Below are 24,423 nucleotides of genomic sequence, written 5' to 3' on the forward strand. Positions count from 1 at the left end.
TGACGAAGAAACAATCAATCTGGCCGTTTTGACTCCGGCGTGATCGGATAAGCCCATGGACATTTGCCGCGCCCTGATACGCCTCCTCGCTCTGTGCCTCAGCGTTCTGCTCAGTGACATGAAAAAAGTACAGGCAATCGAATGGCCGCAGGCCGCGCCAACAGCAACCATCAAAAATCAGGCCGTGACAGAGATTGTCGACGGCGACACGCTGATGCTGGCATCCGGTAAGGAGGTCCGTCTCGTCGGCATACAAGCGCCGAAACTGCCTCTCGGCCGTGCGGGCTTCGGGAAATGGCCGCTTGCCGGCGAATCTCGTAGAACCCTGCAAACATTAACCGCAGGCCATACCGTTTCGCTCCATTTCGGCGGGCGCCGGGAAGATCGCTACAGGCGCTATCTCGCCCATCTAACTCTGCCGGACGGCACATGGATCCAGGGAGATTTGCTCGCAACCGGCATGGCGCGTGTCTATAGCTTCAAAGATAATCGCAAACTGATCAGTGAGATGCTCGCACTCGAGCGAACCTCTCGCCAGGACCGCCGGGGCATCTGGGCCCTGCCCTACTACCGCATCCGCAATCCGTCCGAGACCTGGAACGATATCGACAGTTTCCAGCTTGTCGAAGGACGGGTGGTAGACGCCGCCCGGGTGCGCAATGTCGTCTATCTTAATTTCGGCCCGGACTGGCGAACCGACTTTACGTTCCGCATTGGCCGCAGTGCACTGCGGCTTTTCGAGCGTGCCAACATTGATCCCCTGACCTTTTCCGGTCGCGCCGTCCGCGGGCGCGGCTGGATCAAACTGCAAAACGGCCCGCTGATCGAGATCACCCACCCCGAACAACTTGAACTCCTGGGCGAATAGGTGAACATAACGGACATGGGAACCGTGACCCGACCGATGGAGAGACTCTTGCCGAACTCGATCTGGCCGATGCATGTCACCGCTCGCAACCGCTTTGCGACATTATTTTTGCTTGCCGCCACCACGATTTTACCGGCCCTCACAGGCTGCAGTACCAATCCTGCGACCGGGGAACAGAGCTTTACAGCCTTCATGTCGCCGGAACAGGAACGCCAGGTGGGACGACAGCAGGACCCACAAATCAAACAGGAATTCGGCGGCGCCTACAACAACGCGGAGCTGGCGGCCTATGTCACCCGCATAGGCAATAAACTCGCCGCCACATCCGAGATGCCCGATCTCGACTTTACATTTACGGTGCTCAATACACCGGACATCAATGCGTTCGCTCTGCCAGGCGGCTATGTCTATGTCACGCGCGGGCTAATTGCCCTGGCGGAGAATGAAGCCGAACTGGCCGGTGTCATTGCCCATGAAATCGGCCACGTCACCGCCCGCCACAGTGCCGAGCGTTACAGCCGCGGCACGGCGATTGGTTTGGGCGCCACGATCCTTGGCGTCCTGACGGACAGTAAAGCAATCGCCGACCTCGCCGGTCTGGGCTCGCAGCTCTACCTGAAAAGTTACTCGCGGGAACAGGAATTTCAGGCCGACACCCTCGGGGTGCGCTATCTCAGCCGCGCCGGTTATGAAACCGGTGCTATGGCAAGCTTCCTCCAGAAGCTGGGGAATGCAAGTCGGCTCCAGGCTGAGATCGCCGGCGCCAACCACGATCCCGATGCGGTCGATCTCATGGCAACGCACCCTCGGACCGTCGACCGTGTACAGCAAGCTCTTATCGCGGCCCGCGTACGGTCGGTATCGAACCCCGTGGTACGACGCGATCCATTCCTGGATAAAGTTGACGGCGTTCTCTTTGGAAATGATCCGAAGGAAGGCGTGATCCGCGACCGAACTTTCCTACACAAGGACCTCAATTTCCGCTTCGAAGTACCGCCGAACTTCCGGATCTACAATCAGCCGCACCGAGTGCTTGCCTTGGACCCGAACGGCGCCCGGTTCATCTTTGACGCTGCGCCGAAATCCGCCGAACAACGTCCAGCAGGCTATATCCGGAATAACTGGGCAAGGGGCCAGGCGGTGCGGGATCTGGAAAATATAACGATCAATGGCATGAACGCAGCCACTGGTTGGCTGGCGATTACGGCCAAGAACGGCACCACCTACATGTTGCGGCTGGTGGCCATCCGGTACGACGCAGACACACTCTACCGGATGCAGTTCCTCGTCCCGAGCCATCGTACAAGCACCCTTAACGAAAGCATGCGGCGGACGACCTATAGCTTCAACCTGCTTACCAAAGAAGACAGGGCCGCAATCCAGCCCTACCGAGTAAAAGTAATGCGTTTTGACGGAACAGTATCGGAGCAATCGCTCGCGGGGAGCATTCCATTCCCAGGATATGAAGTGCGTTACTTCAGGATGATCAACAGCCTCGAGAACGGAGCGCGGCCACCGTTGGGATCACGCATCAAGACGATCGGCCCGCAATAGCTGGACCTCACACCTCTGAATACAGATCCGAGCTGCGATCGATATTGCGGCTGATATGCTGCTTCAGCTTGAGCATTGCACGATGCTCGAGTTGCCGCACGCGCTCCTTGCTGACACCGAGCACAGTCCCGAGCTCTTCCAGCGTCGCACCATCATCGACAAGCCGGCGACGCTCAATAATTGTTTGCTCGCGCGGGCTCAACTCAGACAGCGCTTCCTTGAGCCATTTCGAGCGCGTTTCCGCATCCCGCATTCCAGTTACAACGGATTCCGGCGTGGGGCGCTCATCAGAAAGCATCTCCATCCACTCATCCTCGCCACTTTCCCCGATCGGGGAGTTCAGCGATTGATCGGCGCCGGACATGCGCTGCTCCATTGCCTCGACATCCTTCAGCGGTACGCCAAGTTCGGTGGCAATACGCTCGCGCTGCTCCTCCGGCGAGAGTGCGTCAGAAGCCTGCTGTATCTTCGCGCGCAGGCGCCTCAGATTGAAGAAAAGAGATTTTTGGGCCGCTGTGGTCCCGGTCCTCACAATGGACCAGTTCCGCAATACGTAATCCTGGATGGCTGAGCGTATCCACCAGCTTGCATAGGTCGAGAAGCGAATCTCCCGCTCCGGCTCGAACCTGGCTGCTGCCTGCATTAGGCCGACATTGCCCTCCTGGATCAGATCACCGATCGGCAAGCCATAATTTCGATAGCGAGAGGCAGAGCTGACCACCAGCCGAGTGTAGGAGCGGACCAGAAGATGCAGTGATTTCTCGCAGTCGTCTTCACGCCACGCTCTCGCGAGTTCGAATTCGACGTCTCGTTCAAGCAGCGGTTCGTTCATGCTAGATTTGATGTAAGAGACGTTGGCTCGCCGGGTTACAGGATCGTCGATATGTGCCATGGCTCCACCTCCAGACCGCATCAGTGAGAACTTTCACATTCGAATACGCTACCTTGTGGAAAGCGGATCACTTCGATCGGATCTTGGCGACTCCTATCGAATCACAAGACCGCGAGACTATCAGACTTTGAGTATTATTTGGGGACAGCCCTATACGCTGACCCGATCAACGATACCGCCCGCAGCATCGAGGCACACGGCGTTTAACGACCCGCCAAATCCTGCGCCGCTGTCGATGCTCACCGTCATCTCGCTCTCGACAATGCCCTCATGGGCCGGATCATACCCGCGGACCAGCTTTTTGAAGCCCTGGTAACCGGACGCAGCAGTTTCAGTAAAGCCCTGGCTGTTCCACCAAAACCCGTCTTCCTGATCATTGAGATCCTTGGAGGGATCGAGCCCGGCGCTGACAAACAAAAGCGCGCCTTCATCGGTGAAAGCGGCCCGGCGAAACCCGGTCATGAAATTATTGTGGCCGGCATGTCCTCGGATGGCCTGCCGCAGCTGTCCCGTCCATCGGCTGATGGCGAGCAATCCCTCCATTATGGCAGAGCGGGCGTCAGCCGCACGTCCACCATAAGCCGCAAGTGTCGCGCCCGCACCGCGCTCCAGCATCCAGTCCAGGATTTCCTGACAATCACCGGCGAACTGAAGTTGCAGCATCTTCCGCCACATCTCTTCCTGGCGACCGCGCAGATAAACAATATCGTCAAGATGCGTATAGGGCGGCTGCGACAGTACAATCCGTCGGAACCGTAGCAATTCGTCCACCGTTTCCAGAATTGCCGATCCGTGACCGTAGTAGTTTCCAAGATAAACGAAACGATCTCCCGCCTCATATCGGGTGGTCAGCGTTTCGTGTAGAGCTTCGAGTCGCTCAACGTCGCCATGAATGGAGGCGACGGCCCAGATTCTCCGGCAGCGGCGCAGTATAGCGAAGCGCTTGTCCATTCCAGGCGGAAGGTCGGTAGTCTGGATCACGTTCTGTGTCGCATCTGACATTGCTGGTGTGCTCCCACACTCCAGATAGCAATTTCAGCGTCAGCCGCCAACGTTTGTGGTATATTCAAGGTTCCGCAGAAATGAAAAAGGCGGCACCAGAGGTGCCGCCTGCAATCACGAAACAACGAGGTTTCAGCAGTCGCTCAGGCTACTGCCATGATTTTCTCGAGCCGATCCGTGGCCGCGTCTTCATCTATTTTTTCAATCGCAGCGAATTCACGGGCAAGACGATCAAGTGCCGCCTGATACATCTGGCGTTCGCTGTAGGACTGATCGGCCTGTCCGGTGTTGCGGCGCAGGTCACGGACAACTTCCGCAATCGATACCGGATCGCCGGAATTGATCTTCGCTTCGTACTCCTGCGCACGGCGGGACCACATGGTACGTCGCACGCGTGCACGGCCCTTAAGCTTCGTGAGCGCAACATCCATCTGTTTGCGTGTGCTGAGGCGTCGCAGACCGGAATCGTTGGCTTTTCCAACAGGAATACGCAAGGTCATGCGGTCCTGCTCGAAGGTGATCACCAGAAGATCGAGCTGAGTACCGGCGATCTGCTGCGACTCGGTGCCGATGATCTTGCCGACACCATGGGTCGGGTAGACCACGAAATCCCCAGCCTTGAACTCCACTTTTTTTGTCATCAATCGGTCTCTCTCACTTATCAGGACCATGTGCAACGCGTAAAGCGCAAGGAAACGCCGGTATCGCTAAAAACGAGGCTTAAACCTGTCTCTGCAGATATCGTTCGGAAATGGTCCGAAACCTTCTCGGAAACGGCGGCAAGGCGAGACGTTTTGCCCCACCGAATTCAGAGACCTTATCACAAATCCGACAAAAGTGGGAGTCTGCCAGCGCATGGCCCGCTTTCATCTGACGCATGGCTTACCGTTTTATGACGGCTAGCCTCAGTCTCCCTTACCCGGAGCGGGTGAAAAAAACTTTTCCATCTTGCCCTGGACCTGCTGAAAATCGTCAGCTCCTGGCATGGCGTCTATCTTGCGGGTGATATTCGGCCATTCCTCGGAATACTTCCGATTCATTTCAATCCAGCTCTCTGCTTCCGGCTCCGTATCAGGGAGAATCGCCTCAGCCGGGCATTCAGGCTCACACACACCGCAATCGATGCACTCGTCCGGATGAATGACGAGCATGTTCTCGCCCTCATAGAAACAGTCAACCGGACAGACTTCGACGCAGTCGGTGTATTTGCACTTAATGCATAGGTCGTTGACGATATACGTCATCGGCAAGCTCCGAGTCCGGCTTCATCAGACGGCTTCGTTAATGAAAAATATTCTACTCGGCAAGTCCGAGTTTCTGCATGACACGCTTGCGCGCAGCGCCACTCTCTTGATCGGTCACATAAATCAAGCCCGTCACACGACGCATCAGGCTCGCTTCAAAATCATGCAGCACACCGTCGGCGTAAGCGACTTCCCACAACATCTCCATAAGCTCAACCCGTTGATCGTGGTCGAACTCATCACGGATCACCTTGGTGAAATTGTAGAAATCAACGCTGTTTTCCAAGGCCTTCAATGCCTCATCAACCTTTTTCGATGCCTCTTCCGCCGAACAGGCATAACGAGCGGCGAGCAGGGCTTCAATGGCCTGACGCTCGTCAGCACCAAAGTCACCATCAAGCGTTCCTGCTTTCACCAGAAGCGCGGCAACGGCATCTTCCGATCCGTCGACCTTTGAGGCTTCGTTTGATCCCCCGGAGCGGACCGCATCGAAAAAGACTTTTAGGGAGCCGAGCATGGCGTTTCCAGAGGTTGGTTAAAATTCAAAGTTTTATCTAAGGTCTTAGCACGATTTAACAAGCCTACCCCGCCTAGAGGCTCCGCAGCACTCCTAGGAAACGTTCAAGCTCATCATCGGTATTGAAATAATGGACGCTGGTGCGCACCAATCCGGCCTCAAGGCCGCGGGCCATAAAGCTGAGCTTCGTCCCAGACCCGTTTGAAACCGACATGTTAAATCCCTTTTGACTCATTGCAGCTTTTATCTCTTCGCACTTGAGACGATCATGCTGAAAAGTCACAAGCCCGCACTTCACAAGCCCCTCATCTGCCACTCTGATGCCCGGAGTATCAGCGAGCCCGGCGCGCAAGGTTGCAGCCAGCGAAAAGACACGGTCCTGGATCGCTTCAAGGCCGATATCCATTGCGTAGTCGATCGCCGTGCCGAGCGCAGCCTGCCCAGCGAAAAACCGTTCCCAGTTTTCGAACCGGCGGACGTCCCGGCGTATAATGAAGGTTTCTGAGTCAATCAGTTCAGCGGCATGTTGATCGAGAAACGGTGGCTCCAGCTTCTCAATCCAGTTCTTCCGGACGTACAGGAACCCGGTACCCCGTGGCCCACGCAAATATTTGCGGCCCGTGACCGAAAGCATATCGCACCCTAGTTCCTCTACATCGAGTCGCATTTGTCCGGCGGACTGGCAGGCATCAAGCAGATAGGGAACGCCATGCTTACGGGCGATCCTGCCGACTGCGGCGGCAGGATTAACCAGCCCTCCACCGGTCGGAATATGGCTGATGGAAATCAACTTCACCCGCTCATCGATCAAAGCTTCAAGCTGCTCGAGATCAATCTGCCCATGCTCGTCATTCGGGACCACGACCAGTTCTGCACCGGTTTTGCGCGCCTGTTGCAAGTACGCAATGAGGTTGCTGCCATATTCGGCGACCGTCGTTAGGATGCGGTCGCCCGATTTAAAGGGAAAGGCATAAAAGGCCATATCCCAGGCTCGGGTGGCATTCTCGACAAAGGCAATTTCTTCCGGGGAGGCATTCAACAACCGCGCGGCCGCTACATAGAAATGCTCCAGCTCATCGTGACGCAGGTCGGCGGTCTCATAGCCCCCCTTCATCTCCTCGTCGCGCAAGTATGCGTAAAGATGATCCGCGACAGGGGCCGGCGGCAGAGATGCCCCAGCATTATTGAGGTGGACAACGTTTTCACAGCCACGAGTTTCGGCGCGAAGACGGGCTACATCAATCTCGGTCATGGATCTATCCCAGTTTATCTCTCGATAGCAGAACGTGAAGTTATCCGGGCGTAAGGGGATCGACAATCGACAGAATTAATCATCCTCTGACCGGAAATGATCGATCAGCCGCCTGTCACGCTTGGTCGGGCGCCCAGCTCCCGGATCCCGCCGTGCCGGCCTGAGATTCGGTTCGGAAATTTCACTTTTCCTGCCTGGGGTCATAACCGGCGACAGGTCTTCGTAGAGCAGCTGAGCTTCCAGAGCCGGTCCACGGCGCTCAGCCAGGAACAGCACCTTCACGATCCGGATATTGGGCCCTTGGGGAAAAGTCAGCACATCACCGGAGCGGACAAGCTGGTGGGCCTTCAACACCACCTTTCCGGAAAGACGCAAGCGCCCCGCACCAAGCAACCTGTTGGCGAGGCCGCGGGTCTTGAAGAACCGCGCACACCAAAGCCACTTGTCGAGACGTTGTGTCTCCTGCTCGCTCATTTCGCCAGTTTGAGCTGCTGCAATATGGCGAAAGGGGAATCCTCGGGACGCATGGCCGGCCCATTCGAGCTAATCACCTTCGGCCCGCTATTCTGGCGTTTCGACCGGTCATCCTGGCGCTTAGGCTTTCGCGGCCCGCCTTTTTGTCCGCCCTTAGGCCCAGCATTGCGGTCCCGTTTCTCGCCGGAACCATCCTGCGCCGCCTTGCCGGAGCTACCCGGCTTCCTGACACGCTCAGGCTTTTCTCCACGCTCGGTTTTGCCGTCCAGCCCTGCCTTACGATCGCCTTCCGGCCGACGCTTCTGTTCCTGACGGCGCCGGGCGATGAAACGTGGTTGCTCCTCGACATCCTCGCCCCGGCGATACCCGAGATCCTTCAGGATCTCCGCCATAGCTTCGTGGCCGACACCGGCAAGCGACAGCATATCCGCAGAGATCGAAAACGCGCCCTCGCGGGCCGCCTGACGAACCATCTGGGCGACACGCTCAAGCATATCCGCCCGGACAGCATGACCACCAACCCGCTTGTAGCCGATGGCTAGGTAGAAAGCATCGGTCGCATCCTCGGCGCGCGTAATCATGACCCGACCTGCCGGTGGCGGGCCTTCTTCCGGGAACTGCCCAGAGAAGACGCTCCACAACATAGCCCGGAATTCCACAACTTTCGGCTTCAACAGAACTGGAAGAAATACGGTCTCGGTGCCGAACCGAATGCCGAGACGAGCAAGCGACTTGCGTTGCTCGTCATCGAGATCCCGGCGCAACCCGCCGATCTGATCGGCAGAAACACCGCCGATGCCTTCAAGTACCTGGAACCCGATACCGCGCGCGGCGCCTTCGAGTTCAGCAGTCTTGATTGCCAGCAACGGGCCGAGCCGCTCTTCCATCTCGCCAGTCAGCCAGGTGCGCAAACGGGCCTCGATCCGCTTGCGCATCTCGCCTTCGACCAGTTCCTCGTTCACGACTCGGATCTGCGGCGACAGAATATCGGCACCCGCTTCCAGCGATGCGATTTCAGCCCCAAGCCAAATCAGCGTCCCCTTGGGGCCTATCGAGAAGGCTGCGTTGTCGGCAGCTTCGATTTGGCCCGTACGCCGGGCCAGTTCTTCCGGCAGGACCTTACGCGCAGCTGCCAGCACGGGCTTTGCGTTGGTGCTATCCACTACATCAGGCACGAACTTCAATCCTTCCATGTGACCGACGGCATGGCCCTCCACGACCACTGTGCTGTCAGATTTTACTGCCGCCGCCAAGTTCCCCCCGTCCTTCAACTTGCGCAAGAACAATGCTGCGCGCTTGTCGACAAAACGCTGGGTAAGCTTGTCGTGCAGGGCATCCGAAAGTCGATCTTCAACAGCCCTTGTCTGGGCCTGCCAATGAACCGGGTCGGACACCCAGTCTGCACGGTGCGTAATATACGTCCAAGTGCGAATATGTGCGATACGGTTTACAAGCGTGTCTATATCACCGTCCGTCCGGTCGAAACGGCTGACCTGATTGGCGACCCAATCTGTCTCCAAACACTGCGCCCCGTCCGTCAAATCGAAATAAATTTTTGCCAGCAGATTGGCGTGGGATTCGCTCATCGTCTTGCGAAAATCCGGGATCTGGCAAATGTCCCACAACAACCGCACCCGGTCTGGCCCCTTTGCCCGCTCGACCACGGCTTCCATCCGCGCCAGCGATTCCAGCGTCCGGTGGTCCTCCGCATCCCGCTTCCTGATCATATGAGGTTGATCGCTGTACACTCCAAGAGAGCGCTGCAATTCACTAAGACTGCGGAACGACATGCGGTGATTACGCCAATAGACGTGCCGGAGCGGATCAAACCGGTGGCTTTCCAGCGCCTCGACCATCTCTTCGTCCAGCGGCGGGCAATCTCCTGTCACGCCGAACGTGCCGTCATTCATATGCCGCCCGGCCCGTCCGGCGATCTGCGCCATCTCTGGCGGCGTCAGTCGGCGCGGTGCACGGCCGTCGAACTTCATGTCCTCCGCAAAGGCGACATGATCCACGTCCATGTTGAGGCCCATGCCGATCGCATCGGTCGCAATCAGGTAGTCGACCTCGCCCTCCTGGTACATTGCCACCTGCGCGTTTCGGGCCCGGGGCGAAAGCGCGCCCAGCACGACGGCGGCGCCGCCGCGCTGGCGCCGGACGATTTCGGCCAGCACATAAACGTCTGCGGCCGAAAAGGCGACGATGGCAGTCCGTCGCGGCAACCGGGTCAGCTTGCGCGGACCGGTATAGGTCAGCCGAGACATCCGCTGCCGGCCGACAATCTCCGCCTTCGGGACCAGCTTCCTGATCAGCGGACGAATGATGTCGGAGCCGAGGAACATGGTCTCCTGACGGCCCCGCGCATGCAGCAGCCGATCTGTGAAAACATGACCGCGCTCCCGGTCGCCGCAAAGCTGGATTTCATCGATCGCCAAGAAATCCACAATCCGGTCAACCGGCATGGATTCCACAGTACAGACAAAATAGCGGGCGTGCGGCGGAAGTATCTTTTCCTCGCCCGTGATCAGGGCGACGGCGTTCTTGCCTTTCAGGGAAACGACACGCTCGTAGTTCTCGCGGGCCAGCAAACGCAAAGGAAAACCGATCATACCCGAGGCATGACCGAGCATCCGCTCGATGGCGAAATAGGTCTTGCCGGTGTTGGTCGGCCCCAGCATTGCCGTGATCCGACCGTCCTCAAAAACACTGCTCATGGGGGATACGGGTCCGCTCTCGGCTCACGTGGGAAGCGCTGGGGTCTTGCGATTAATGCCAACTTCCCACATATCAGGCTCCATCAATCATAATGATGTCATTCTAGGCAAGAGGTGATCAAGAAGATGACTGCGGAAAAGCGAACGTTCCAGGCCGAGGTCAGCAAGCTCCTGAAGATCGTCGCCAATTCGCTCTATAGCGAGCGTGAAGTGTTCCTGCGCGAATTGATCTCCAACGCTTCCGATGCCTGCGACAAGCTGCGCTATCTGGCCCTTACCCAACCAGATCTGACCACTGGCGACGGCGAATACAAGATCAAGATCGCGGCAGACAAGGATGCCAATACCCTTACCCTGTCGGATAACGGTATCGGCATGACCGCCGATGAACTGAACGACAATCTCGGCACCATCGCGCGCTCCGGCACGGAAGCTTTCGTCTCCAATCTGTCCGGCGACGAGAAAAAAGACAGCGGGCTGATCGGTCAGTTCGGCGTCGGTTTCTATTCAGCCTTCATGATCGCGGACAAGGTCGAGGTGTTGACCCGGCGCGCCGGTGAGGACAAGGCGCATCTCTGGAGCTCGGACGGGCTCGGTGAATACACCATCGCGGATGCCGAAAAGGCCAATCGCGGTACCATCATCACGATGTATCTGAAGGAAGACGCGCTCGAGTTTCTTGAAGAGCAGCGCCTGCAGCACATCGTGAAGCGCTATTCCGATCATATCCCGGTGCCGATCCTGTTCGTTGAAGCCAAGGGTGAGGAAACCAAGGACGGAGAGACAGAAGAGCGTCCGCTGAACGAGGCTTCCGCTCTCTGGACCCGCTCCAAGAGCGACATCACGACGGAGCAGTACGGCGAATTCTACAAGCACGTCGCCCATGCTTTTGACGAGCCCTGGCTGACCATGCACTGGAAGGCGGAGGGCGTGATCGAATACAGCTCTCTGCTCTACGTGCCGACCCAGCGGCCGTTCGACCTGTTCCATCCGGAGCGTAAGAGCCGGGTAAAGCTCTACGTGAAGCGGGTCTTCATCACGGATGATTGCGACGGCCTGGTGCCCGATTATCTGCGCTTCATGCGTGGCGTGATCGATTGCGAGGACCTGCCGCTGAATGTCAGCCGCGAACTTCTGCAACGCAATCCCGTGCTGCAAAAGATCTCCTCCGCCGTCACCAAACGGGTGCTCACCGAACTCAGCAAGAAGGCCGAAAAGGACCCCGAGGCATACGCGGTTTTCTGGGACGCTTACGGCCCGGTGATGAAAGAAGGCATCTATTCCGAAAACGGCGAACACAAGGACACCCTGATCTCTCTCGCCCGCTTCGATACGACGGAAAGCGACACGCTGGTCAGCCTCGCCGACTACAAGAAGCGGATGAAGGAAGGCCAGGAGGCGATCTACTACATCATCGGCGAGAGCAAGGAAGCACTGCTGAACTCGCCTCACATCGAGGGCTTCAAGGCCAAGGGCGTGGAAGTTCTGCTGCTCTCGGATCCGATTGACGATTTCTGGATCCAGGCCATGTTCGAGGGCTTTGAGGGCAGCCCCCTCAAGTCGATCACCCGAGGCTCCGCCGATCTCGATGCCGTCAAGGACGATGACGACAAGACAGACGAGGACAAGGCCGCGGACAAGAAGGACGAGGAGAAAGCCTCCGCCGATATCGCGCCGCTGCTCGCCTCCATCAAGCTGGCCCTCGGCGAGGAAGTGAAGGACGTTCGTGAATCAAACCGTCTGACCGACAGCCCGGTCTGCCTGATCGCGGATGACGGCGACATGGACATCAACCTGGAACGCCTGCTGCGCCAGCACAAGCAGATCGACAAGTCCAATCCGCGCATTCTGGAAGTCAACACCAAGCATGCGGTCATCAAGGCCCTCGCCAAGCGTGTAAAGGACGGCAAGACCGGCCAGGAACTGGACGACGCGGCCCACCTGCTGCTCGACCAGGCCCGCATTATGGAAGGCGAGGCCATCCCGGACCCGAAAGCGTTTGCGCGGCGGATGGCTATGGCTATGGAGCGGGGCTTGGCGCTCTAAAGACGCACCCGCAGAACAACGGAAAATCAACACAGCGGCCGGAATTTCCCGGCCGCTTCTTTTTTGCACCCAGCATTATCCAGGGTGAAGGTTGCGGACAACAGCCCCCCCGTTCGTCCATGTCGAGGGTGTCGGTTAAATGATCGAGGGTGATCGGCGGATCATGTCGCAGGTCAAGGGAAGCACGACGCTCTGCGACTTCAGCGCCTCCGTGCCACTCGCTCAGCCTGCCGGACTCGCGTCAATTTCCCGGAGCCTGAAGCCATCATCCGGCACGAAAGAGATAACGCTGCTTTTCGAAAAATCCCCTCGCACCTCATACATTTCAAACCACACCCCCAAGTACATTCGGCACAAAAATACGAACGATTGACTTATTTACATAATCTCGGCGGCTTTGTTATTTTTAAATAACACTTCCAATCACTTCAACAACTAAGTGCATTTGGTTTTCTATTTTGTCTTGAGGAAATTTGGTTACTTTTTCGGCGAAGATTTTCCACTCCCATTTTTACCAATCAATTCAACCCGTCTTCGCACGCCGTTTTCAGGCGCGTGCAATAGGCAAAACAGAGCGGGTCAGCCTCCAGCTCCAATGAACCGGGACAAAATCCATGGCTACTCTGAACACCACTGCTGCCAGCTTTGATCCGAATAACGGAACAAATGTTTCCGGGACGCTCACCGCAGGCGATGACACCCTGACTGTCGGAGATCAGGCGCATATCACCGCAGGCTCCACGCTGGTCAACAACAGCACCGGCACGGACATGCTGATCTTGGCAATCGACGGTACGGTGAACGCATACAATATCGGCGACAGCGACATCTCGGGCTGGAATCTGATCCGGTTTAACGGCAATGCGACTGCGGTCTTCAATGAAAGTCAGATCACGTCGATCGGGACAGCGCAGATAGAAAGCGTAAACAACGATGCCGTTTCCCTCACCTTCGATACGCACGGCAATTACGACCTCTCCAATATATCGCTTAACAATGTAAGGATCACCGGGACGACTGGCGCTGATACCATAATCGGCTCCAGCGGTGAGGATACCGGTTTCAGCGGAGGAGACGGCGACGACCAGCTCCATGGTAACGCCGGGGACGACCTTATCAGAGGAGGCAACGGCGCCGATATTCTTTACGGCGACGCCGGAAATGACAGAGTAAGCGGAGAAGCGGGAGACGACGTGCTCTACGGCGGTAGCGGGAGCGACTCGCTCACTGGCGGTGACGGCGCCGACACGCTCTACGGCGACGACGAGGGCGACAGGCTCACTGGTCAGGATGGAAACGACTTTCTCTTCGGCGCTGCCGGAAATGACAGACTCCGCGGAGACGCCGGAAATGATCATCTGGCAGGCGGCGACGGGAACGATTCTCTTTCTGGTAACGATGGAAACGATACACTGTCCGGCGGCGACGGGAACGATATGCTCACTGGTGGCGCCGGAAGCGATCATTTGGCCGGTGGCAACGGCAATGACGAATTCATCGGGAGTGCTACTGAGTTCAACGCCGATACGATCACCGGCCTTGCTGCCGGAGATACCATCACCGTCAAAAGTGCGGATGTCACCAGCAGCTTAAACGGCACGACGGTCGGCAGCACGATCGACCTCGGCGGCGGTAATATGCTCACTTTATCCGGCACAAGCGGTACATTGACCATCAATGCAGCATTGGACGGCGCCAATACGGCACTGACTTTTACGCAGGTCGCAGATTCCTCCGGTGGCGGCAGCTCCGGTGGCGGCCTCACAGAGACCAGTCAAACTGCGTCGGATGCAGCGGGAACAGAGACGAACCACACCCTCACTAATAATAGCGGGAGTACCGCAACTGGCGCATTGGTGGAGAATAGTGGAAACGGCAACACCGTAACCGCCACCCTCCCCACGGGGGCATCCCTCACCCAAACCGGCACCTCCTCGGCGGTCAACGCTAACGCTTCCGCCGCCGATGTAACACTGACCAGCCAAATCCAGTCCGCCGAGCCAGCCACCTCGGACCAGATCTTCCTCAACGGGCATGGACAGGTATTTTTGACTTCACTCGGCACCGGCATCGATGTCGATATCCGCTCGATCTCTTTCTCCAGCGCCAGCACCACGGCGGAGACCGTCAAGATCACCGGCGACGATGGGGCGGCGAACGGCTCCGAAGCCTTCGTCATCAATACATCCGGCCTGCCCGCCAGCTCGAACATCGTGCTCGACAATATCGAGTTCGCAGCCATCGTTGGCCAAGCTTTCGTTACCGGCGGCGCCGGACAGAACTATGTGGTCGGCGACGACGCTGTTCAGTTCATCTCGCTGGGGGCCGGGGACGATACCCTGGCCGGTGGCGGCGGAAACGACTCCATCGGCTCTGGCGTCGGCGAGGACATCATCTACGGCAACCAGGGCGACGATCTTGTCTTCGGCGGCGAGGGCAAGGACACGCTCTATGGCGGCCAGAACAATGACACCGCGGTCGGCGGCAGCGGTGACGATGTCATGCATGGCAACAAGGGCAACGACATCCTCTCCGGTGGAGAAAACAACGACATCCTCTACGGCAACCAGGGTAATGACACGCTCTCCGGCGGAGAGAACGACGACATCCTCTATGGCGGTCAGAACGACGATTTGATCTCGGGCGGGAGCGGCAACGACTTCCTTGCGGGTAACAAGGGTGACGACATACTGGACGGCGGAGATGGCGCGGATACTTTCGCCTTCTATTACAGCGGCGGTAACGATCAGATCAGCGACTTCACCGTCGGGACTGATACGCTGATGCTCGAGGACGGCCTCGGCGTCAGCGCCGGCACGGAGACGGACGGCAACACAACCATCACCTTCTCCGACGGCGGCACCCTCACCGTAATCGGCGTCTCAAAGGCTGAGATTACCTCTGCAACAGGATGGGAACTGGGCTAACCGAACACGTCCGACGCCGTACACGTAACGGTTTGAGGTTTGATTCGACTCTCGGCGCCTGACTGATCAGCCAATGCTCACTCGATCCACTCGACCAAATCGCCTGGCCGGATCACACCACCCTCGACGATCTCGCAATTGAGGCCGGAGCGGTTCAGCAGCAGTTTGAACAGCTTTTTGCCCAGCAGATCGTCGAGATACTTGCAGGGTGTGTTCAGCCTGCCGCCATAAAGCACGACATCGCCGACCCTGAAGCGCTTGCCGACAAGATGATTGAGCGGCACGCCCGTGACCGTGAGGTTGCGGCGGCTTTCGACGGGCGTCAGTTCCATATTGTGATCCCGAGCCAGCGCTTCGAGCGTCTCACTTTCGATCAAGGTGACCTGCCGGTCAGGTGCCGGTTTGTCAGAATAAGTGCCGGTTCCGAGGAAATAGCGATCTCCCTCGATACCCTGCCCCGCAACAAGTTTTGCTTCTCGCAGCTCGGTCATCGCATCGGCGCCCTTGGCGCAAATATGGATGTGATCGAGACGGCCATTCCAAGACATGCGCATGCTCCCTGATTGCGTTAGGAAAACGGTAGCATGATCCAACGAAACCGCCACACCCGTCATCACGGACGTCGAGCCGGGATGGCAATAAAAGAAGCATGAAAAACCGCCGCCCTTTGCCGGACGGCGGTTTTCTTTATTCAGTTGAGGTATCCAATCAGGCTGACTTGAAGCCCTTCTCAAACGGCAAGGTCCGCACCCGCTGCCCCGTCGCCCGAAAAACAGCGTTACTGACGGCCGGACCAATCGGCGGAACACCGGGCTCGCCAATACCGGTCGGAGATTCGGTGCTTGGCACGATATGCACCTCGACCTGCGGCATCCGCTCGATCCGGAGCGGCAGATAGGTATCGTAATTTCCTTGGTCCACCACGCCATCCGTCAACGTCAGTTCTTCCTGAAGCACCGAGCCGAGCCCGAAGCCGACACCGCCTTCGACCTGCGCCTTGATCACGTCCGGATTGATCGGCGTGCCGACATCAACGGCAGCGACGACCCGGTGCACGATCACCTCTCCATCCTCGACCGAAACCTCGGCCAGCTCGGCAACGTAGGACTGGAAGCTCTCATGCACGGCGACGCCCCAGTGATGACCTTCCGGCAGCGGCCTGCCCCAGTCAGCCTTTTCGGCCGCCAACTTCAGAACGCCCGCGTGGCGCGGATGATCCTTCAACAGGTCCAGCCGGAACTGCACCTGATCGGCACCGGTCTCGGCAATCACCTCGTCGAGGAAGACTTCGGTGGCATAGGCCGTGTGGGTCGAGCCCACCGCGCGCCACCAGAGCACCGGTACCTGCACATCCGTGGAAGTCAGCCCAACAGAAAGGTTAGGAATAGCATATGGCAGGGTGGAGGAGCCTTCGACCGAGGTGGCATCGATGCCATCCTTGATCAGTCCGGTGAACGAAGTATTGGCGGCAATCGACTGGCCGACAATATGGTTGTCCCAGGCGACCAGCTTGCCGTCCGCATCGATCCCGGCACGCAGACGGTGGACATAGGCCGGACGGTAACGTCCGCCGCGCGTATCGTTCTCTCGTGTCCACTGCACCTTAACAGGCGCCTTCCAGCCAATCGCCTTACCGATACTGACCGCTTCAAGGATCACATCAGCATCCGGTGTCCCACGCCGGCCAAAGCCGCCGCCTGTCTTCATGATATTCATGCGGACATTTTCCGGCGGCAGACCCGCCACTTTGGCGGCTATCTGACGATAGAGGTCCGGCAACTGGTGACCGCCCCAGATTTCCAGACCACCATCCGCATTCATGCGCACCACCGCATTCAGCGGCTCCATGGCGGCATGGGCGAGATACGGGAACTCGTAGGTCGCCTCCAGTACCTTTGCGGCAGTGGACAGCGCCGCCTCCGGATCCCCGTCCGTCCGGGCAACCGCCGTCGGAGCCTTTGTAGCCAGAGCGTGATATTCGGTCATGATTTCAGCCGAACCACGCGTCTCCGCCTTGCTCTCATCCCATGTGACGGTGACAAGATCGCGCCCCTTAAGGGCGGACCACATATCTGTCGCCACCACCGCAACGCCCCGGTCGATGGCCACCACGTCGGTAACGCCCTTCAATGCCTTGGCCTCATCAGCATCAAAGCTGACAACCGTCGCGCCGAATTTCGGCGGATGGATCATCACGGCCGTCAACATGCCGGGCAGTTTCACATCGATGGTGAAGTCCTGTACGCCTCTGGTCTTGCCGACCCGGTCGAACCGCTTCAGATCCGGATTGCCGATCTCGGTCCATTCGGACGGGTCTTTCAGTGCGATTGTGTCCGGGATCGTCAGGTTTGCGGCGGCTTTCGCGAAAGCTCCGAAACCGGAGGACTTGCCCGAACCGGCATGGGCAATGACACCCTTGCCGACAGTGATCTCGGAGGCCGGAACATTCCATTCCTGCACGGCAGCCTCGACCAGCATCATCCGTGCGGCGGCACCGGCCTTGCGATAGCGGTGCCAGGAAGATGCCATCGAGGTAGACCCGCCGGAGCCCTGGAACTGACCGCCCCACATGATATTGCCATAGTGGGCAACATTGCCTGAAGCGCCCTCGACCTTCACCTGCGCCCAGTCCGCCCCAAGCTCCTCAAGAACCAGCGTTGCAACGCCGTGATAGGAGCCCTGCCCCATGTCGAACTGCGAGGAATAGATGGTGACACTGTCGTCTTCGGAAATCGAGATATAGGCCGCAAGATCGCCGCCCTGTTTGGACGGTTCAGTTGCCGCGAGACCCTCCAGTGGGCGATAGCCGATAGCGAGCCCTGCCGAGGTGGCCGCGGCGGATAGCAGGAAGCCTCGACGAGAGACCGGTTCGGCCTTCACGCGTTCGGCAAGTACATTGAGTTCATGGACCAGCATCGATCAGGCCTCCAGACGGTCGGCGGCGACATGGATCGCGGCACGAATGCGTTGGTAGGTGGCGCAACGGCAAAGGTTCCCGCTCATCGCCGCGTCGATATCGTCATCCGTCGGCTTCGGCGTCTCCGCCAGCAAGGCAGCAGCGGACATGATCTGCCCGGACTGGCAGTAGCCGCATTGCGGCACGTCCAGTTCCGCCCAGACCGTCTGCACGGTCTCGGCGACCTTGCCTGTAACGCCCTCGATGGTGGTAATCTTCGCGCCCTCGATATCGCCGAGGAAAGTCTGGCAGGAACGCGCCGGCACCCCGTCGACATGTACGGTGCAAGCCCCGCATTGCGCCAACCCGCAGCCGAATTTCGTTCCGGTCAAACCGGCATGGTCTCGGATCGCCCATAGCAATGGCATATCCGCGTCAGCATCGAGTTGATGCTCGATGCCGTTCAGATTAAGTGTGATCATTTTTCAGCTCTCCCACATGCGCGAAAGTTCACTGACGCATCACCGCGCCGCTTTCGTCGCTGTTGGAATAGAGATGGGTGCCGCAGCAAAAAAGGACACCCGCCCTTGAACTGCATGTATTGTGCAATATTATTCAGCAATGCAGAGAGATATCTTCCCTCATCTTCCCGTCATCCTTGCCGTTGCGCGACGGGGAGGTTTCGCGGCCGCCGCCAAAGAGCTCGGCATGAGTGCTTCGGCGGTGAGCCATTCGGTGCGTTTTGTCGAGGACCGGCTCGGCCTCCCGCTCTTCGCCCGAACCACCCGTAGTGTCTCGCTGACGGACTGGGGGCAATTGCTCGTCGATACCACCGGCCCTTCCATTTCAGGCATTGACGAAGCGCTGGAGCGGCTGAAATCGGCTCAAGGGAAAGTTTCCGGGCTATTACGCCTGACAGTCGCGCGTCCCTTCGTTCCCATGGTGGTAACACCGGTCGTCAAGGAGATGCTCCCGCGTTATCCCGAACTGAGGGTCGAGATAGCCGTCGACAAAAGACTGGTGGATATCGTCGCCGAAGGATTCGATGCAGGCATCCGGCTCGGCGGCTCCATTGAGCAGGATATGAAGGTCTTCCGGCTTAAGCCGCCCTTCCGGACCATCGTAGCGGCCTCACCTTCCTATATCGAAAGATACGGCAAGCCGGCATCGATTGAAGAACTCGAGAACCACAATTGCATGTCATATCGAAATTCCTCAGGCCGCGTGTATGACTGGGAGCTGGAATCCGGCACCGGTGAAGTGCGCGTCCCTTCAAACGGCAACCTCGTTCTGAATGACCTGACGATCGGCCTTGATTTCGCGCTCGAAGGACTCGGCATCATCTATATTTTCGAGCCATGGATTGAGGAAGAACTGGCGGATGGCAGACTTGTCGAGCTGCTCCCAGAAGCGTCTGTCGAGGAGACCGGCCTCTTCCTCTACTTCCCGGAACGCGCTGGAAATAACCCGAAACTGCGCGCCTTCATCGACACGGCAAAAACAGTTCTGAGGCGCCGGGAAAATCCCACGATCGGCTAAAGGGCAACCTCGAACCCGTCTCCTTCCGCCCGTTCCAGACCGAGATATTTCAACCATCGGACCAGCTCCGCCTCCATCCTGGCCTTGCGCTGGGTGGTGAGACTTAACCGCGCTTCAAGCCAGTGCTTGCGCACCCGCAGCACGCCTGCGGGCCGGTCGGCTTTCATGTCGACCCGGCCAACCAGCTTGTCCCCTTCCAACATCGGGAACACGTAATAACCATATTTCCGCTGCGCCTCGGGCACGAAGACCTCGATCCGGTAATCATAACCGAACAGTCGTTGCAGGCGCTTTCGGTCACGCAGCGCCGGATCGAACGGGCTGAGAAAACGAATACGGCCAGGCGGGACCGGGGCGGCGGCGATCAGATCGAGCATGTCGGGCCGGGCCAGATGCTGACGCAAGGATCCGTCCGCATTCTCTACCTCAACCGGGATAGCCACATCGGCGGTTTGCCGTTCGGCCCAGACTTTTGCCTCCGCCGGAGAGATCGCGTCCCAATAGGCGGCCAGCTCCCCCGGTGTTGCGAAACCAAGCCGCTCAAGAGCAGAGCGGCAGGCCCAGTCGATGAACTCCGCCTCATGCACCACCGGCTCGAAATGCTCCGCCGGCACAACATTGGAGGCGATATCGTAGACTTTCTGAAAGCCTTCGCGCGCGGAGACAGCCAGCTCCCCCGTGCGCCAGAGATGCTCAAGCGCGGATTTCGACGGCTTCCAGCCCCACCAGGCCATGTTCGCGTCGCTCCCGTCATGATGGCTTTCCCCAACCGTCAGATCACGGGAACGGACCGGGCCGTTCTCGACGATGTGCGCGCAAATGCGGGAGCAGGTTTCCTCGTAATCCTCGCCAAGCCGTTCGCGCCACCAGTCCCGGCTCATCAACCGGTCCCGCGTCCGGGCGAATTTCGGCTTCCAGTAGCGATAGAACTCGACCGGAATCACCGAGGCATCATGCGTCCAGTTCTCGAACAGGGTGCGTTCCCGCTCGATATGATGATGCAACCATTCCGGCTTGTACGCGGTCGTTCTGGAAAACAGGATATGATGATGTGCCCTTTCCACAGTGCGGATACTGTCCACCTGTACAAAGCCGATACGATGCACCAATTCTGGCAGGTCCTTCCGCCGGAACCGCCGACCAGGAGGCTCCGACAGCGCGTGTAAAAAGAGAAAAAGGCGCCGCGAGTCGCGGTTGGGTATGACATTGACCATGAATTAGGCTGCTTTCGAATTGATCTGCCAAATCGGAACATAATGTGAACAAAAAGGAAAGCCCATGGCACTGAAAAAACTCGATCATGTTAATATCCGAACGAAAAACCTCGACGATATGGTTGCCTGGTATGGCCGTGTGCTGGATATGCATACAGGCGACCGGCCCCCTTTCCCGTTTCCCGGCGCATGGCTCTATGCCAACGGCGCTGCAATGGTGCACCTGGTCGGTGTCAAGGACGCGCCGGCTCCGTATCGTCCGGACGCTCAGCTTGAGCATTTCGCGATCTCGGCGGAAGGCCTCGCCACGTTTCTTGCCCATTTACGGGAGCAGAAAGTCGCCTATCGTTGCGGCGTGCTGCCGGAAATGGGTATCCAGCAGGTGAATATCCACGATCACGATGGGAACCACATCCACATCGATTTCGCTCCGGGCGAAGAAGCAGACCTGACAGATTATGATGGCAGGTAGCCAGGATCAAAGGGGGACATGACGACCGGAGATCCAACGCAGCCGCTCTCCCCGCAGAGCCGCAGCATAGGCTGCGGGAAAGAACGCTTCCAGTTCTTGAACACAGGCTTGGTTTTCGAACAGCTCGTGTTTTCGGGCCTCGATCTTGGCGACAACTTCCGCCCGCCATGCCGGGTCAGTGCCACAGGCCAGCGTGATGCGAACATAGTCCTCTGCCGTATCTGCGACCATCTCCGTCACGTCGATCGCTTTCAGCCACCCGACCGTCATTCTGCCGCGGACATAGTCAGCCGGCAGGGTGACCGGCGGTATGCCGAGGCCAAGCGCCTGAATGGTTGTGTTCCCACCGCAAAAATGAGTGGTGTCCAGCATCACCGCACTGTTCTTCAGCAAAGCATAATAATCAAGTTTTGGCATCCGCCCGACCCAATGGATGCGCTTCGTCAGCGCGCCAAGGGTCTCTGACAAACGCTCTTCAAGCTGCCGGTTTCGGGTTTCCTGCCGGTCCTTCAGCAACACAAGTATGCCATTCGGATCGCCTTCCAGAATGCCTTTCAGGATGGCATCGAAGTCCGGATGGAACTTGAACAGGGTCTGCGGACAGAAATAGAGCGTCCGGTCCTGCGGCAGGCCGAAGGCTGAAAGCGGCTTGTCCGCGACCTCAGGCAGTTCCGGATAGCAGAGCGGGATATCCTTCACCCGGATTGGCATTTCCGTGTAATGCGCTTCCGCGCCATCGATTTCCTGCAATGCGCTGCAGACGAAATAGTCCATATGCGGCAGGCCCGTCGTCACCGGATGCCCCTGCATGACACATTGCACCGGGGCAAACCGCGCGAAACCGAGATAGTAACTGAGCGGCTCCATCCCGATATCGCCGAAGACCAGAATATCCAGCTCCAGTGCCGCGATATCCTGCTGTGCCTGAAATAGATCTTCCTCGATCCGAGTGTAAACAGCCGGCCCCTGGCCTGGCGGAAAAATGTCGACATCCTCTTCCACCATGGTGCTGATCAGGTGCACCTCGAAAAGCGCGGGATCGAGATTGCGGATGATGCCTTCGCTGATGAACTTTACCGAGTGGTCGTAGAAAAATTTCGACAGGAAGCCGATGCGCAATTTGCCGCCGGAACGAGGCTTCGGTGTCCGGCAGTGCGGCGCAACGAAACCGAGCGCGGGGCAGAGCGTGAGATAAGTCTCCGCGATCAGGGACTGCAGGTCGCGGTCATTGCGACCGTGGTAAGCAAGATAGAAGTTCGGCCGGCCGACCTCCTTCAAGGGGTCCGCGATCGCCAAGCCGGAGCATTTGATCGCCTGCATCCGATGCTCAATATCCGCCCGTATGGCATCGATTTCAGCTTCGGACCGCACAATGGTCGGGAAGGTCATCGCCCGCTTCATCGCGAGACCGGCATCATCCGGGGCAATACGGAGCGCATGATCAAAGGCGTCGGCAGCGGCCTCCATGTCTGTCATATCGAACAGAAGTGCCGCGTGGTTTTTAATCGCAGGAAGCAATTCGGGGGAGATCACCCGCGCCCGCCCATAGGCAAGATCAGCACCATCTACTGTGCCCACCTCCTTGAGCATCACCCCCCGGTCGTTCCACTCCATCGCGTCCGCTGGATCAAGCAGCAATGCGCACCTGTGGCCCGCAATGGCAGCATCTTTCTCTCCCCCGGCGAAACGGGCAAGGGCGAAGGCGGCATGTGCCTTAGGCCAGCCGGGAGCGATCACAAGTGCACGTCCGCATTCACGGCTAGCGGTTTTATTCTCCCCCACCAGGTCGAGAATACGTGCGGCATTGAAAACCGCATCGAGATCGGCCGGGAAGAGGCACTGGCTACGCCGGAATACCGCTACCGCTGGAGCATACGCGCCCTGCTGGCCGAGATGATGCGCCATCAGAAGATGCAGGCGGGCCGACTCCGGAAAACGCCGGGAGGCATTTTCCAGGATCGACGAAGCATCCTTAGCTCCGATTCTGAATGAGATCTCGCCGAGCCGTTCCGCCTGTTCGACCTGCAAGTTGCCAGTCGCTGCAAGTTGGCGCCCGCTGCTCAAGACGTCGCCGTGCAAGCCCGCAGCATACGCAACCTCAAAAAGGAGAATCAGCGCTTCTGTGCTACCCGCTCCCCCTGCACACCGAAGAGGCGGAAGGGCATCGTCAGCAGCGCCACGCCGCAATCTGAGGCGGGCAAGATTGATTGCGGGTTCAGGCAGGCCCGGTTCCATTTCATGGGTCTGGGCAAGCACGACCTCCGCTTCGTCAGCGCGGCCGCTCCCGTCCAGCGCGATGGCGAGCAGGTTGCTCGTCGCCGCGTCCGGCCCGTCATCAAGAACGGCACGGTAACCCGCGATCGCACGTTCGAGATCACCCGCATGATGAGCGGATTTGGCGTCAGCCAGGAGAGGAGAAATCATCATGCCGCAATGATAACGGGTCTGGCGCAGAGCGCCACAACACGATCATCCCGGCACGAGGCAGGTTAGTGAATGGGGTCGGTATCTTCCGCCTTGGTGCGGAAATGCTCCAGCAGGAACATCCGGACAGCAGCGGTCCGGCTCATCTCCGGGAATGCCTTCTCGGCATCGGTGACGATGGAATCAATACACAATTCACGGTCATGCGCGCACTCCTCCAACGCATCCCAGAAGTCCTCTTCCAGGATGATGGAGGTCCGATGCCCCGCATAAACATTCTTGCGTGATTTTGAAGAGCTCATGCTGCCCCCGTTAAAATCCAACGCCATGGTTAATTCCCGTGAATACTAAGACAAGTTGTACGCATTCAACAATCCGAATGATCCGG

20 protein-coding genes are annotated in these 24,423 nt (G+C 58.3%); 6 read left to right on the top strand and 14 right to left on the bottom strand.

The window, feature by feature from the left end:
- Positions 1 to 55: 55 nt before the first annotated feature.
- Both ABJ076_RS08490 and ABJ076_RS08495 read left to right on the top strand, forming a co-directional pair.
- Entirely contained in the window at positions 56 to 868 is an 813-nt protein-coding gene (locus tag ABJ076_RS08490) for a thermonuclease family protein (protein WP_348193542.1), read from the top strand.
- The gene (locus ABJ076_RS08495) at positions 869 to 2,422 is read left to right on the top strand and encodes a M48 family metalloprotease (protein WP_348193541.1); all 1,554 of its coding nucleotides are present in this window, start codon (positions 869 to 871) and stop codon (positions 2,420 to 2,422) included.
- A 7-nt stretch (positions 2,423 to 2,429) separates the two neighbouring features.
- On the opposite strand, the gene ABJ076_RS08500 is transcribed toward ABJ076_RS08495, so the two are convergent.
- The 8 genes from ABJ076_RS08500 to ABJ076_RS08535 all read right to left on the bottom strand — a co-directional run bounded on the left by ABJ076_RS08500 (position 2,430) and on the right by ABJ076_RS08535 (position 10,517).
- On the bottom strand, positions 2,430 to 3,314 hold the full coding sequence (locus tag ABJ076_RS08500; protein WP_348193539.1) for an RNA polymerase factor sigma-32: 885 nt from the start codon (positions 3,312 to 3,314) through the stop codon (positions 2,430 to 2,432).
- 150 nt (positions 3,315 to 3,464) lie between these two features.
- A complete protein-coding gene (locus ABJ076_RS08505) occupies positions 3,465 to 4,316 on the bottom strand; it encodes a hypothetical protein (protein WP_348193537.1) in 852 nt (283 codons plus the stop codon).
- 143 nt (positions 4,317 to 4,459) lie between these two features.
- Positions 4,460 to 4,957 (bottom strand): CarD family transcriptional regulator, encoded by a 498-nt coding sequence (locus ABJ076_RS08510; RefSeq protein WP_348193536.1) that lies wholly within the window; start codon positions 4,955 to 4,957, stop codon positions 4,460 to 4,462.
- A gap of 264 nt (positions 4,958 to 5,221) precedes the next feature.
- Positions 5,222 to 5,560: a ferredoxin FdxA gene (gene fdxA, locus ABJ076_RS08515; protein ID WP_348193534.1), complete on the bottom strand. Its 339-nt coding sequence runs from the start codon at positions 5,558 to 5,560 to the stop codon at positions 5,222 to 5,224.
- A 52-nt stretch (positions 5,561 to 5,612) separates the two neighbouring features.
- On the bottom strand, positions 5,613 to 6,077 hold the full coding sequence (locus tag ABJ076_RS08520; RefSeq protein ID WP_348193532.1) for a TerB family tellurite resistance protein: 465 nt from the start codon (positions 6,075 to 6,077) through the stop codon (positions 5,613 to 5,615).
- 73 nt (positions 6,078 to 6,150) lie between these two features.
- A complete protein-coding gene (locus ABJ076_RS08525; RefSeq protein ID WP_348193530.1) occupies positions 6,151 to 7,329 on the bottom strand; it encodes an aminotransferase class V-fold PLP-dependent enzyme in 1,179 nt (392 codons plus the stop codon).
- Between the two features lie 75 nt (positions 7,330 to 7,404).
- The gene (locus tag ABJ076_RS08530) at positions 7,405 to 7,803 is read right to left on the bottom strand and encodes an RNA-binding S4 domain-containing protein (protein WP_348193529.1); all 399 of its coding nucleotides are present in this window, start codon (positions 7,801 to 7,803) and stop codon (positions 7,405 to 7,407) included.
- The gene (locus tag ABJ076_RS08535) at positions 7,800 to 10,517 is read right to left on the bottom strand and encodes a helicase-related protein (protein ID WP_348193527.1); all 2,718 of its coding nucleotides are present in this window, start codon (positions 10,515 to 10,517) and stop codon (positions 7,800 to 7,802) included. Before ABJ076_RS08535 ends, ABJ076_RS08530 begins: the two co-directional genes overlap by 4 nt.
- A gap of 126 nt (positions 10,518 to 10,643) precedes the next feature.
- On the opposite strand from ABJ076_RS08535, the gene htpG reads away from it, so the two are divergent.
- Both htpG and ABJ076_RS08545 read left to right on the top strand, forming a co-directional pair.
- A complete protein-coding gene (gene htpG, locus ABJ076_RS08540; RefSeq protein WP_348193526.1) occupies positions 10,644 to 12,563 on the top strand; it encodes a molecular chaperone HtpG in 1,920 nt (639 codons plus the stop codon).
- A 614-nt stretch (positions 12,564 to 13,177) separates the two neighbouring features.
- Positions 13,178 to 15,490: a calcium-binding protein gene (locus ABJ076_RS08545; RefSeq protein ID WP_348313408.1), complete on the top strand. Its 2,313-nt coding sequence runs from the start codon at positions 13,178 to 13,180 to the stop codon at positions 15,488 to 15,490.
- Positions 15,491 to 15,567: 77 nt separating this feature from the next.
- Here ABJ076_RS08545 and ABJ076_RS08550 read toward each other — a convergent pair whose 3' ends face one another.
- The 3 genes from ABJ076_RS08550 to ABJ076_RS08560 all read right to left on the bottom strand — a co-directional run bounded on the left by ABJ076_RS08550 (position 15,568) and on the right by ABJ076_RS08560 (position 18,868).
- Complete coding sequence (locus ABJ076_RS08550; protein WP_348192178.1) at positions 15,568 to 16,038, bottom strand: MOSC domain-containing protein; 471 nt, start codon at positions 16,036 to 16,038, stop codon at positions 15,568 to 15,570.
- A gap of 160 nt (positions 16,039 to 16,198) precedes the next feature.
- A complete protein-coding gene (locus ABJ076_RS08555; RefSeq protein WP_348192175.1) occupies positions 16,199 to 18,406 on the bottom strand; it encodes a xanthine dehydrogenase family protein molybdopterin-binding subunit in 2,208 nt (735 codons plus the stop codon).
- 3 nt (positions 18,407 to 18,409) lie between these two features.
- Entirely contained in the window at positions 18,410 to 18,868 is a 459-nt protein-coding gene (locus ABJ076_RS08560) for a (2Fe-2S)-binding protein (RefSeq protein WP_348192172.1), read from the bottom strand.
- Positions 18,869 to 19,007: 139 nt separating this feature from the next.
- Here ABJ076_RS08560 and ABJ076_RS08565 point away from each other — a divergent pair, with 139 nt between their 5' ends.
- Positions 19,008 to 19,925 (top strand): LysR family transcriptional regulator, encoded by a 918-nt coding sequence (locus tag ABJ076_RS08565; RefSeq protein WP_348192169.1) that lies wholly within the window; start codon positions 19,008 to 19,010, stop codon positions 19,923 to 19,925.
- Here ABJ076_RS08565 and ABJ076_RS08570 read toward each other — a convergent pair.
- A complete protein-coding gene (locus tag ABJ076_RS08570) occupies positions 19,922 to 21,031 on the bottom strand; it encodes a crosslink repair DNA glycosylase YcaQ family protein (RefSeq protein ID WP_348192184.1) in 1,110 nt (369 codons plus the stop codon). The genes ABJ076_RS08565 and ABJ076_RS08570 overlap by 4 nt on opposite strands.
- A 172-nt stretch (positions 21,032 to 21,203) precedes the next feature.
- Between ABJ076_RS08570 and ABJ076_RS08575 the strand changes: the two genes are divergently transcribed.
- Positions 21,204 to 21,611 (top strand): VOC family protein, encoded by a 408-nt coding sequence (locus tag ABJ076_RS08575; protein WP_348192166.1) that lies wholly within the window; start codon positions 21,204 to 21,206, stop codon positions 21,609 to 21,611.
- Positions 21,612 to 21,617: 6 nt separating this feature from the next.
- Here the strand turns inward: ABJ076_RS08575 and ABJ076_RS08580 are convergent, their stop codons facing one another.
- Positions 21,618 to 24,035, bottom strand: coding sequence for a hypothetical protein (locus ABJ076_RS08580; RefSeq protein ID WP_348199305.1), 2,418 nt, complete (start codon positions 24,033 to 24,035; stop codon positions 21,618 to 21,620).
- A 65-nt stretch (positions 24,036 to 24,100) separates the two neighbouring features.
- A complete protein-coding gene (locus ABJ076_RS08585; RefSeq protein WP_323797403.1) occupies positions 24,101 to 24,337 on the bottom strand; it encodes a ribbon-helix-helix domain-containing protein in 237 nt (78 codons plus the stop codon).
- Positions 24,338 to 24,423: the final 86 nt, after the last annotated feature.

This window comes from Nisaea sp., from assembly GCF_039990255.1.
GTDB lineage: Bacteria > Pseudomonadota > Alphaproteobacteria > Thalassobaculales > Thalassobaculaceae > Nisaea.